The 12,526-nt window shown below is 47.9% G+C and carries 7 protein-coding genes; 4 read left to right on the top strand and 3 right to left on the bottom strand.

Features of this window, described 5'->3' with window-relative positions; translation table 11 throughout:
• The first annotated feature begins 20 nt into the window (after positions 1 to 20).
• The 3 genes from LB310_RS10405 (at position 21) to LB310_RS10395 (ending at position 5,497) form a co-directional block, all read left to right on the top strand.
• Positions 21 to 3,338, top strand: coding sequence for a GBS Bsp-like repeat-containing protein (locus LB310_RS10405; protein ID WP_301155050.1), 3,318 nt, complete (start codon positions 21 to 23; stop codon positions 3,336 to 3,338).
• Between the two features lie 123 nt (positions 3,339 to 3,461).
• A complete protein-coding gene (locus LB310_RS10400; protein WP_301155049.1) occupies positions 3,462 to 4,622 on the top strand; it encodes a glycosyltransferase in 1,161 nt (386 codons plus the stop codon).
• Complete coding sequence (locus LB310_RS10395) at positions 4,622 to 5,497, top strand: NAD(P)-dependent oxidoreductase (RefSeq protein ID WP_301155048.1); 876 nt, start codon at positions 4,622 to 4,624, stop codon at positions 5,495 to 5,497. The genes LB310_RS10400 and LB310_RS10395 overlap by 1 nt, the downstream gene beginning before the upstream one ends.
• Positions 5,498 to 5,544: 47 nt before the next feature.
• Here LB310_RS10395 and LB310_RS10390 read toward each other — a convergent pair whose 3' ends face one another.
• The 3 genes from LB310_RS10390 to LB310_RS10380 form a co-directional block, all read right to left on the bottom strand.
• A complete protein-coding gene (locus LB310_RS10390; RefSeq protein ID WP_301155047.1) occupies positions 5,545 to 6,789 on the bottom strand; it encodes a lipopolysaccharide biosynthesis protein in 1,245 nt (414 codons plus the stop codon).
• Between the two features lie 7 nt (positions 6,790 to 6,796).
• Positions 6,797 to 8,968 (bottom strand): hypothetical protein, encoded by a 2,172-nt coding sequence (locus LB310_RS10385; RefSeq protein WP_301155046.1) that lies wholly within the window; start codon positions 8,966 to 8,968, stop codon positions 6,797 to 6,799.
• A 69-nt stretch (positions 8,969 to 9,037) separates the two neighbouring features.
• Entirely contained in the window at positions 9,038 to 11,458 is a 2,421-nt protein-coding gene (locus tag LB310_RS10380) for a glycosyltransferase (protein WP_096226864.1), read from the bottom strand.
• Between the two features lie 165 nt (positions 11,459 to 11,623).
• Here LB310_RS10380 and rfbA point away from each other — a divergent pair, with 165 nt between their 5' ends.
• Complete coding sequence (gene rfbA / locus LB310_RS10375) at positions 11,624 to 12,526, top strand: glucose-1-phosphate thymidylyltransferase RfbA (RefSeq protein WP_301155045.1); 903 nt, start codon at positions 11,624 to 11,626, stop codon at positions 12,524 to 12,526.

Below are 12,526 nucleotides of genomic sequence, written 5' to 3'. Positions count from 1 at the left end.
TCAGCGTCGCGGAGCCGACCGTGGCCTTCGAGGCCGCCGTGTCCGACGGCACGCTGCGGCTCAAGGCGTCCGGCTTCACCCTGACCCCCTCCAACGTCTGCTTCCCGGTCACCGCCCCCGGCGGCGGCCCCACCAAGTGGTACCAGGGCTACCGCCAGGCCGACGGCAGCTGGACGGGGTCGGTGGACCTGGGCGCCGAGTTCGGCGCCTACGGCGAGTACTCGGCCCAGGCCTACGCCACCTACGCCGGCGAGTGCCTCCCGAGGGCCTCGGCGACGTTCAGCGTCGCGGAGCCGACCGTGGCCTTCGAGGCCGCCGTGTCCGACGGCACGCTGCGGCTCAAGGCGTCCGGCTTCACCCTGACCCCCTCCAACGTCTGCTTCCCGGTCACCGCCCCCGGCGGCGGCCCCACCAAGTGGTACCAGGGCTACCGCCAGGCCGACGGCAGCTGGACGGGGTCGGTGGACCTGGGCGCCGAGTTCGGCGCCTACGGCGAGTACTCGGCCCAGGCCTACGCCACCTACGCCGGCGAGTGCCTCCCGAGGGCCTCGGCGACGTTCAGCATTTCTAAAGAACTCGGTGATGACGAGCGGCGGCTCACTTTGAAGGCAACGGTTTCTGCCGACCAGAAAACGGCGACTGTCGAGGCATCGGGAGGACGATTGGGTGCTTCTTCGGCTGTCAGATTCCCGGTGTGGAGCGATGTCGGTGGGCAGGACGACATGATATGGTACTCGGCTTCGTATAGCTTGGTTGATGGCATCTGGAGAGCTACCATCCCTATCTCGTCTCACAAATCTCCAGGATCGTACAATGTGCATATGTACGGAACAGTGTTCGGGGAACCCGTATGGTCCTCAACGACTTTTACCATAAATGAGCCGTCGGCCTCGGTTTCGATTGAGAGCCAAAATGAAGAACTCGGAACGTTTGCTGTTGCTGTGAGAAACGTGTCATCTGCATCCGGCGTATCGAAAGTTCAAGTGCCGCTTTGGTCTGCAGCCGATCAAAGCGATATAAGGTGGTATGACGCAACAAGACAATCTGACGGAAGCTGGAGGGCCCTCGTAAATATCCGGGATCACAAGTACAGTATATCAACGCAGCGAACATATTCCGCCCATGTTTATCTGACGGCGGGCAACGAAGTGACAGCTCTAGTCGGAGCAACGTCGGTGGGCATGCAGTATAAAGGATCATCTGGTTATGGCATCATGGGTGTTTCGAACGTGGACGCATCCCAGATGTCCGCCTTCTTCAGTAGCAAAAGCAAGAAGTATCCAGCTGATGCGTATTCTGGAAAGGGCGCTGGAACGATCGAGCAGTTTTGCACTATCCTCTGCGAAGAGGCTGCTGTTGAGGGCGTGAGGGCAGAGGTGGTGTTCGCACAGGCGATGAAGGAAACAGGTTACCTGCAGTTCGGGGGTGACGTTAAGGCGGAGCAGTGTAATTTTGCTGGGATTGGAGCAACCGGAAACGGAGTTCCTGGAAACTCGTTTGCAGATGTGCGCACTGGGCTCCGCGCCCAAGTGCAGCACTTGAAAGCATATGCCTCCACGGAGGAATTGGTGCAAGCTTGCGTGGATCCCCGTTTCGGGTATGTCAAACGAGGGTGTGCGTCAACTGTTGAATTACTGGGCGGTAAATGGGCTGCGTCTCAGTCTTACGGTGTTGAATTGGTTGCACTTATCGGTGAGATGATGAAGGTTTCCCCAACCGCATCGCTTAGTTTAACCTATACGGCTTTGGCTGAAAGCGGTCTTACAAATAGCGCCGTCTCGCCAAAAGTAATTGACGGAATTGATTATCTTTTCCTACCAGCAGGCGTTGACTTGAACAATCTAATACTTTGCTATGAGGTGACTTCGGGCGCTACAGTTTCCATTTCGGGTACATCCGGCGAAGATGTTGTGATAGAAAGCGGTGTTCCATTCGATTTTGCCTCACTTTTTGACTTCGAGGAAAAAACATCGTACTCCTGTGATTTGACAGTTGGCCTATCTGAGGAAATGAGCATTAAGCTGCCATTGAAGATAGTGCAATCGAGGGGAGTCGGCTCAGTTTTTATGAATAGCGACAACCCCGATGGTTTTGGAAGAGATTATATTGAAAGCAGTATTGACCATAGTGCCAAGACAACAGGATACATGAGCTATTTCAATAAGGATTTTTCGCTTGTGCACAGCGCTTCGTTAAAGCAAATAAAAGGTCGAGGCAATTCAACTTGGCTTTCGACAAACAAGAAGTCTTATCAAGTAAAATTCGATAAGAAAGTTAGCCTCATTCGTCCTGAAGATAAAAGCGAAAATAGCAAAACTTGGCTGCTCTTGGCGAATTCGTTTGACCCAACATTAAGTCATAATTTGATTGCCTACAAGTTTGCGGCCGCAGTAGGCTTAAACGAATCTCCGGAGTGCGAGTATGTTGATCTTTACTACGACGGAGACTACAGAGGTTCGTACCTACTCTGCGAGAAAGTTGAGGTTGCTTCGGGAAGAGTAGATATTGAAGACATGGAGGCGGCAATTGAGCTAGCTAATCCCTCGGTAAGCGATTATGACAAACTCCCAGCCAATCAGGGTACAACAAGGCGGGGTGGGAAAATGCAGTGGGTCGAGGGCTTGGCTGATCCAGGGATTAATGCAGGTGGATATTTATTGGAGCTGGATACTGTATGGGGAGTAAAGGAAAAAAGCTGGTTTGTTACTAGTACTTCAGATGTTATCGTGTTGAAGAACCCGGAATATGCCCCTCGTGCTCAGGTGGAATCTATAAGCAGTTTTGTTGAAGAGATTATCCAATGTATCAATGAAGGGGGAGTTAATTCTTCTACTGGGAAAAGCCTATTCGAATACATCGATCGGGATTCCTTCATAAAGTTTTACTTCATTCAAAATTGGACTGGAAATGCGGATTTCGGGCGTTCGTCGGTTTATTTTTTTAAGCCGCAGTACGAGGATAAGCTCTATGCTGGACCTGTATGGGATTTTGATACTTCGCTTGGCGTTGTAACAAACGGCAGCGAGGTTGGTTGGGCTGGTGGAGGATGGTTCTCGTCAGCCTTGTTCAACGTCCCTGTTTTCAGGGCTGAGTTCAAAAAAACCTCTCTGAGCACATTGCTGCCAATGGTGACGCAAGATAGTATCATCCCCTGGATGAACAATATTCAAACGACACTCGAGCGCAGTCAAGAAATGAATTATCTTATCTGGGATTTTGATGATCGAGATGGCTCGTGCAATCCGGATGATACTTTTCACGAAAATATTAATACTATGTATCTCTATGCCATGAATCGATATTTGTGGCTATTGGAAACAGTATCCTCTTTTGACTAGACTAGCTCTGCGAACCATGGTTTTGCTGATGGAATGAGTTGGGCTATAGGGTCATAGTATATCGAGGTGGTAATGAAGATAAGTATTGTTAACAGTGTTTATCAGATGGGAAGCACTGGAAACATGGCCAAGACCTTAACGGACTTTTTTGAAGGGCAAGGTCATGACGTATGTGCTTTTTACGGACGCAAGGGTAATTCGTCTGATCGACGCACCATTAAGGTTGACTCAGCGTTTGAGGTTGGCTTTCATATGGCGGCGTCGTTATTGACAGGGCTGCAGGGGCATTACTCGAAAAAGGCAACGGCGAAGCTGATTGGTAAACTAGGTGAATTCTCGCCCGACATAGTCATACTTCTCAATGTTCATGGCTACTATCTTAACGAAAATTCTCTTTTCGAATACTTGGGGGACGCAGATATACCTGTGTTGAATATCATGCCAGACGAATATCCCTTCCTTGGAAAGTGCTGCTTTTCGTTTGACTGTACAAAATATGAGACAAAGTGTTTCTCATGCCCTCAAACCAGGATGTATCCACTGAGTTTATTTTTAGATCGCTCAACAAAAATATTCGAAGAAAAAAGGGTTAGGTACAGTAGATGTAAACGTTTAGCATTTGCAGGACCACAGTACAGTCTTGAAAAAGCGCGTCGATCAGCTTTGCTATCGGATCAAAAGCTATATTGTCTAGACTGGGGCATTGACGTAGAAGATCAATACAAGCCCATCTCGATGAAACAGGCTCGGCAAGCATTGGGATTGCCATTGGACAAACGAATATTCCTGACAATCGGTTCTTTCTCTGACAGGAGAAAAGGGATTAAAGAATATTACTATCCGTGCGCGCAAGCGCTTAATGATATGGATGCTTTATTCGTGCATGTTGGATACACTGAAAAGAAGACGGGCTTGCCTGAAAACTACTTAGCCCTGCCATACATCTCTAATCAAGATGAACTTGTGAAATACTATTGCGCGGCTGATTGTGTCGTTTTGCCAAGCTTGCAAGATACGATGCCATACGCCGCATTGATTGCGTTGGCATGCGGTGTTCCTATATGCTGCTTTAATACATCGGGCATGGCATATCTTGCAGATCAGACATGCTGCTATTATGTTGAAGAAATATCGGTAGCTGCTTTACAAGAACAGCTTGCATTAATTCCTGCAAGAGATACCGAAAAGTCAAAAGTTTGCAGGAATTACGCAGAAAGACGCTATTCGAGTTACCGTTTTTGTTCAACCGTGGAAGATATTTGCCGTGACATCTTGGAGCGTTAATGAAAATTGCTATCGTTGGAGCGAACAGCTATCTGGGAAGAAATTTTCGTCAATATCTTCTTGACAATCACCCCGAATGCTGTATAGATTTATATGGATCCCATAACGAGCATGCTGATGGTGATTTGCGCTACCGAAAAGTGAATATTTTGGATAAGGAAAGTTTGAAGGACCTCGATTTTGCAGTCGATAGTATCTTCGTTTTTTCCGGCATGACGGGAACCATTGAAGGCTTCGATGCGTACCCCGATTTCATCAGTCTTAACGAAACGGGCTTGGTGAATGTTCTCGATATGCATAGAAAAACGGGATCTCAGGCTCGAGTAGTTTATCCTTCTTCGAGGCTCGTTTATGCCGAAAAAAAAAGAAGTTCAATTACGGAAACCGATAGAAAAGACCCTAAATCGGTTTATGCGATTACAAAGCTGGCTGCAGAGCATTATATTAAATTATATGCGAATTGCTTTGGAACGAAATACTGTATTTTAAGAATGTGCACCCCTTTTGGAACTCTTATTGACGGAGCGCAAAGCTACGGGACGTATTCTTTATTTCGAAATCAGGCTCTTGAAAGAGGAACCATTACAGTTTTCGGAAACGGGGAAGGAAAGAAAACCTATACTCATATCTCTGATATTTGCCATGTTTTGTACGAAGCAGCCGGCAATGCTGCGATGGAGAATGAAATTTTCAATATAGGGGGAGTAAATCACAGCCTGAATGAGTTTGCCAGTGCAATAGCCGATGAACTAGACTGTTCGGTTGAATACGTGAAGTGGCCGGATCTTTATCACGAAATTGATGGAGGGGAAACGGTTTTGAATTCTGATAAAATTGCTTCTATCCTCGATATCAAGTACCAAGAGATAATATAAGCGTTTATGGAGTTCATTGATTGGCTCATAGAATGAAGCTTATGAGCCTACCCTTTTCTTCTGATTTGGCAAAAGAGAAAAGCCCCCCCTACTACAATGCCGATTATATAGGAAAATATAATAACAACATTGATCCCATTCATATAATAATGGTCGATAAGATATCCCATGAGGAGTAAAGTTGAGGCGAATGCAGTCGCGTTCGCGATCAGAACACCCTTGAAGTCCCGAAAAATTACCAAGACGTCTCCTAAGAACCACATTATTGCAATAAGGGCCGTAGAAATCATGACGTATGGCAGTAAATACGTGTACTCGGAAATGCTCGCGCCATAGATGAGCACAATGAGAGGTTGCCCTGCGAAACCAAACGCCAACGTGGCTACGATTATGGCCAACAGGATACCGCAGCCAACTCTTTTGAAATAGGCAAGAAAATCATCATGATTCTGAGTGTGCCACTTCTCGGCGATAGGAGTCAAAAAGGGACTGTAAAGGTATTGGGCGAAAAGTTGTATTACAACAGAGGGTGTAGCGACTGCCGCATAAATGCCAAGTGCTTCGTTGCCGTATTGGATTCCGAAACATTGCCTCGCGATTGCTACGACGGATCCGCATAATAAGGCGGCAATTACAGCCGGGAAGCAGGTTTTGAGGAGAAGAAAGCAGCGGTTCAATTCAATTTTCGGTGCAATTTTGCCGAACAGCCTTGCATGGGGCAGATCATATAGCAGAGTGATCGGAAGACATGCAATAGTCATAGCGCCAATTGCTATGAAGAGATTGCCTGTGAGATACAATGCCAAGCAAAATGACACCAGAAGCGCAATTCCTCTGAGACTCTGAGAAATACCTATGTAGTCCATACGTGAAGCCTTTTGCTCGGCGCCGTAGCATACAGAGGCAAAGGACTCGTCGGCTTTGAAAACCAAAAAGACTAGTACAGCCAGCAGTGTATTCTCGGTCGGCGTTATAAGCGCGGAATAAGGGATGCAGAGTGCAAAGCCGACGGAGATAGTGATAAGTCGAAAGGCGATATAATTTTGCAACGAGTGAGTGTTTTCAATATCTGACACCTGGTATGTTCTTATGCTGTATATTGCTACAGGGGAAAAGATATTACCTACGGTCATTGCAAAGGCAAGGATCCCAGAATTTTCATAACTGTTGGAAAGAAGTACTACAAAAACCGTGGTTAACCATAAGCAGCCTTGGTATATCGTGCTGCCAAGGGAGTTCCATAGGATATTCTTCTTAGTCGATAAAGGTTTAATGGTTGTAATGTCGATCATCCTTTTGTTAAATGTCGTCGACTGAGTAAATGTTGTATCCATTGTTTTGAGCGAGAAGCGTGAGCTCGATGCCCTCTGAAGGAGAGGCCGGATATTCCTTTTGGGTCAATATGTAGCTGACATCTAATTTGTCCACGTCTTCCCAATTGAGGATGACTTGGAATGCATCATCTTGCTGAAGGGAAAATTCGGTGTCGGTATCGTTTTGTAAAGATATAATTATGTGGGCATATCTATTGTATATTTCGGCGTAGTCTCCCTTTTGGTCAAGCGCTTCCCATCTTTCCAAATCTGGGTAAGCGTTCGTTGAGTTTATGGTTGGCGCACCTGCTGCGACGCAAAAATTCGCCATAGCGATTGTGTCTTCGGCTATCCATAATCCCGTCGGGTTGGACTCTGCAATCTGCTTGACTTCGGAATACAAGGCGGAATCTGTGAGAGGATCGAGTCCTTTTTGAATTGGATTAACACAAAGACCGGTTGAGAGGAGGACGCAGGCGATAGAGGCGGCAAACATATTCACAGAGAATCTTGTGACAAGGGCGAGTATGCATGGTGTGCAGATGAGCATAATCGCAATCAACATCGTGATCTTCTCAGCAAACAACATATCGAACAATGCGTTTGAAAGGCATGCAATGAATATTGAAAGTGAGACAAGTCCTGTTGCGATGAGGGTCGCCGGACGAGTTTTCACTAAGGGGCGGTCACATTGCGAAAGGGCGCGAATGAGAAGAAAGATGTCGATGCAGCCCAGCGGAAATAGGAGTCGTTGAGTGGGAATGTAACTAAAAAGAGTTATTCGCGAAAGCCATTCTGGAAAGCCGAAAATACCGTAAATGAGGAAGATGATCTCTAGGGTCACGAGAAGTCGAGAAAGCATATCCTTGCGCTTGTAGGAATTGACGCATCCGGCAATGAGCCCCAAGGGAAAGAGCGTGAACATCACTGATAACTCGCTTGCGTTGATCTGCCCTGAGGATAGAGGCAAGAAAATGCTTGAGCCGTAGCCGAATAAATAGGGAATTAAGCCACCGCCAGTCGATACGCGCCCTGAAGGATAGGCTGTAGAGGTGGTAGCAAGGAGTGCATCACGTGCCCCGACAAACACAAGGACAATCATGACGACAACTGCAATACAGCAAAGAAGCAAGAGGAGGATGCTTTTTCGAGGTGCGAACGTGCGTAGTTCGGGGGAACCTCCTTTTGTATTCTTTCGGTAACTCAAAATCACCCAGATGCCGAAGACTGCAAAAATAAAGAAGAACGGAACCTGCCAAGCTGGATACATCATCATGAGGTAACACCCTGCAAGCCATGCAAGGGCGATCGAAGCAATAAGTTTGACTTTGAAGCTGTCTCGGTTGACGAGGTGGTACAATGCAATGACAAGTCCTTGCCCGAAGACAAGGGCCGCTCCTGTGTTCCACCAGAGTATCAAAGGAGAAAAGGACAGCATTATTGCGGCGGCAGCACTGAGGGCCTTATTCTTCCGGGTATAGAGCATTGCGCATTCGAAAGATACCATAATTAGTGCCAACTTCGCTGACGTCCACTCGAACGCCACCCCTTTCGCTGACCCGAAAACAAGATACCCCCATTGAAAAGGGTGGAACAGCGTTGCCAATGACCACGAAGGCGCGCTGATGGGCATTGTTGTGTCGGTGATTGTTCCGCGCAGGATCGAAGACGAAGTGCCGTAGTCGTTAAACGATTGCGAAAGGAAGGTGGGAAGGTTGACGAGCCATTCATCAGATCTTATTGCACGTGGGATTCCAAAAAGTGTAGTCGAGCTTGCGGGTTCATTCAAATAGGGGCTCCAACAGCCAACAGAAGAGCCACTAATTTCAAATATCGTACAAATTGCGAGAATGACACCCGCAATGAGGTAGCGAAATCGGTAGATGTATCCTGATAGATGCTTCCACAGCTTGAAAAAGGCAAAAGAAACGGCAATCGAAATGAGAAAAAGCAAGCAGGTTCGTGCGGCTACTCCATATGTCATGGTAGAGGTAATAAGCCCAAGATACTCTCCCGAGTAATATCCTCTGCATATTTCATAGAACGACTCACCGTAAAGCGCGACAAAAGCTGAAGCGAATACAATGAAAACGTACGGGCTGCAGCGCTGAACCATGTCTTTTCCTGCACCCTGCTTACCTGTCGCTATCGATGACAAGGTTGTCTCCTCTTATGTCGGTAGCTCGAACGTTTCTGCTGCTTTGCGCGTTCGAACCAATCAATCATATCAAAGGTTTCGGTCGTTGAGCCGATAGTACATATTGCCAGGATAAAGATTCGGGTTCAAATACGGATCTCCTTTAACATAAAATTCAGGCCAACGGAGATTGAGCAGGGATGCCTCTCGATGAAACCTGATCTGCTTGCTCTCCGTCGTCTCATACCCTCTCGATAGCGATTCGTAATGGTACAGCTCAACTTCTGCGCAAAATACCACGAGTTTGCCACTACGTCTTACTTTGAGGCAATAATCTACATCGTTGAAAGCAACGACAAGATCTTCTTCAAACCCTCCTACCTCGAAGAACACCGAACGCTTGGTCATCATGCACGCAGCGGTGACGGCGCTGAGCTCGTGAGTTGTGATGGTTGTATTGAAATATCCCGACGCGCTTTTATCCAGATTAACGTTCAAGTGACCCGCGCCTTCGCCGCCAATGCCAACCCCGGCATGCTGAATGGTTCCATCTCGGAAGTAAAGCTTTGCACCCACGATACCAACCTGCGATTGTTGGCAAATTCCGAGCATGTCATCAATCCAGCGGGGGCTAATAACCTCGGTGTCGTTGTTCAGGAGGATAAGGTACTCACCCATTGCCTTCGATGCGCCGAAGTTTATGATTTTGGAGAAATTGAATTCGTGCTCCCATGTTATTATCGATACTCGGGAGTCTTGTTCGGCAATACTGGTGTAATAGTCAAACGTTTTGGGCTGGGTACTGTTGTTCTCGACAATTATAATCTCAAAATTTTCATAAGTGCTTTTCTCGAGGATAGAGTCAATGCAGACGGCGAGAACTTCGGCGTTGTCTTTATTGGGTATCACGATTGAGACGAGGGGTTGTTGCGCTGGCTCGTATGTTACGCGATAGCGGCACGGGGCTTCCGTGTTCCCAACGCGGGCTTTGATCCTCTGCTTCTCAAGATGATGCTCGATTGCGAGTTTTCCGGCAACGTCTGCGTACGGCTTGCTCGCTGTCCCAGCCGCCGTCGAGCCTTCACATATTCTCCAGTGATAAAGAACCGTGGGAACGTGATGGATGTGCGCTTCCTGATCAACCGCCTGCAAGACCATGTGATGATCTTGGGCGCCATCGTATTTCGGATCCGGGGGCTCCATTTTCGACACGACCGTTTTGCGGATCATTAGAAAGTGGCAGATGTAGTTGATTTCTCGCAAAAGGAAGAGACTGAAGTCCGGCTTAAAGTAAGCGTCGCCGTATGATCCGTCAGGGAAAAGTTTATCCTCGTCGCAGTAGAGAAGATCGATGCTGGGATCTTTGTTTATCGCGGAAACATATAGGAAAAGCGTATCTGGCTCCAGCAGGTCATCGTGATCAAGGAAGGCAAGATAGTCCCCCTGCGCGACTTTGATACCCTCCGCAGTATTCAGAGAGATTCCCCTGTTCTCAGGGCACTCTACTTCCCGGATTCTCCGATCGCGAGAGAGGGCCTCGTTGACTTCTGCGGATAGCTCGCTATTGCTCCTGTCGGCATTGACCAAGATGAGCTCAAATTTGCTGTATGTTTGGGCTAGCACGCTTTCCACCATATCGCGAAAAAAGGCAGGGGGGGTATGAAAGAGCGGAACGATGATGCTTATTAACGGTGCATGTTCGAATCTCGTTCGCTTCTGCTGTTTAGTAAAGGCGTCCGTGGGCTTTCTCTTTGAGGCCCAGGCTTGATACTTGGGATCATGGGCTGCATCGAGGGTGAGGTCGTGAAACCGCCTGAGGAGGTAAGCATAAAGACTTGTCTCCAAGCATGCGAAGTTTTGCCGGATGGTATCCGACGTATCGGTGAACTCAATAATGTACGTCTTTATATCATGGGGGATGCGCAACGAGATATCTATGAATCTCAGCTCGGATACTTCGTCGTATTCGAGCGACACAAGCGAGTCGTTCATTATGGTTGAGTTGAGGGGAAGTTGATTAAACTTTTCGTCGAGGAGCCTGAGCTTGTATGGAATATCGTTTCGGGTGGGAAGCGTCAAGGTGATCCGCAGGATCGTGTCGGTGGCGGTCGGTATACACTCTTTGAAATCTATGGTTGCATGTTTGAAGTAGTCCACTTCTTCAATATCTCGAATGGAGTGACATTGCTGCTTCTTGAATCGATAGTTGTAGCGCGATGCCCACTTCAAGATAAAAGGTCGAATGCTCTTTTTGCAGGAAGATAGCGTGTTGCCCTCCCTGTCGATTTCTGAGAGTGTGTAGTCAATCTTGCATGGAACGAGGGGAAACGCGATCACTACGGTCTTTTCTCGCGCCGACTCGGCTGTTACGTAGAGTTGCATAGGCACCTGTTTGCCTGCCGGAGCCACACCCGAAAGATTCATTCTGCTGTTTTGGTTTAATTGCGTAACTTTGAAGCTAATGTATCCTCTGCCGTCGCCGCGGCATGCGCAAAGGGTGCTGATTTTCATGCGATTTCCTCAAATGTCGATTGTGCTCATGCTTTCCTAGTATAAAAGAAAAAGCGCCGATTGGTTTTCTTGGTGGCTTTTGATCAAGCTGTTCCACATAACTTCTGGTGTACGCTAACATTTAAATCGAAATTGTAATGGTTGTGAGTCTATCTGAGGAGCGAAATGAAGGGCATTATTTTGGCTGGAGGCTCTGGCACTCGGCTTTACCCATTGACTTCGGTCACTAGCAAGCAGTTGCTTCCAGTGTACGATAAACCCATGATTTATTACCCCTTGTCGATACTCATGATGGCTGGGATTCGCGAGATCCTTATTATTTCGACACCCCAAGATCTCTCGAATTTCGAACGGTTGCTCAGGGATGGCTCGGATTACGGCGTGAGTCTTTCCTATGCGGAGCAGCCTAGTCCAGATGGCCTTGCTCAGGCTTTCATTATTGGCGAAGATTTTATTGCCGGTGATAGTTGCGCGCTCGTACTGGGCGACAACATCTTCTACGGCAACGGTTTGGGACGTCATTTACGGAATGCGGTTGCAAGCGCTGAACGAGAGGGCGGGGCTACGGTGTTTGGCTACCATGTAGATGACCCTGAGCGTTTTGGGGTAGTGGAATTCGACGAGGACTTCAATGCGGTGTCTATCGAGGAGAAGCCGGAGCATCCAAAGTCTAATTATGCAGTCACGGGCTTGTATTTTTATGATAACCGTGTTTGCGAACTGGCGAAGCGGGTCAAGCCCTCTGCGAGAGGGGAGCTCGAGATAACTACCCTCAACCAAATGTATTTAGAGGGCGGGTCTCTCAATGTCGTTACGTTGGGCCGCGGATATGCTTGGCTTGATACGGGAACCATGGAGTCGCTCTACGAGGCTTCCGAATTTGTGAGAGCAGTTGAGCGCAGCCAAGGACTTTCGGTGTCTGTAGTGGAAGAGATAGCGTTCCAGAATGGCTGGATTGACAAGGATCGCCTTCTTGATGCGGCTGCAAAATATGGAAAGTCGGTTTACGGTCAACACTTGAGGAAGGTTGCCGAAGGCAAGATCATTTCCCATAAGGAGCGTGATTAG

This window comes from Gordonibacter sp. RACS_AR49 (genome assembly GCF_030418435.1).
Taxonomy (GTDB): Bacteria; Actinomycetota; Coriobacteriia; order Coriobacteriales; family Eggerthellaceae; genus Gordonibacter; species Gordonibacter urolithinfaciens.
Note: the sequence above shows the minus strand (reverse complement) of the source record. Positions and strands in the feature narration are given on the sequence as shown.

What these genes read in the sequence shown, in the direction of transcription:
- LB310_RS10400 (WP_301155049.1), top strand. Translation starts at nt 3,462, where the DNA reads ATGGCCAAGACCTTAACGGACTTTTTTGAAGGGCAAGGTCATGACGTA.
- LB310_RS10395 (WP_301155048.1), top strand. Translation starts at nt 4,622, where the DNA reads ATGAAAATTGCTATCGTTGGAGCGAACAGCTATCTGGGAAGAAATTTT.
- LB310_RS10390 (WP_301155047.1), bottom strand. Translation starts at nt 6,789, where the DNA reads ATGATCGACATTACAACCATTAAACCTTTATCGACTAAGAAGAATATC.
- LB310_RS10380 (WP_096226864.1), bottom strand. Translation starts at nt 11,458, where the DNA reads ATGAAAATCAGCACCCTTTGCGCATGCCGCGGCGACGGCAGAGGATAC.
- rfbA (WP_301155045.1), top strand. Translation starts at nt 11,624, where the DNA reads ATGAAGGGCATTATTTTGGCTGGAGGCTCTGGCACTCGGCTTTACCCA.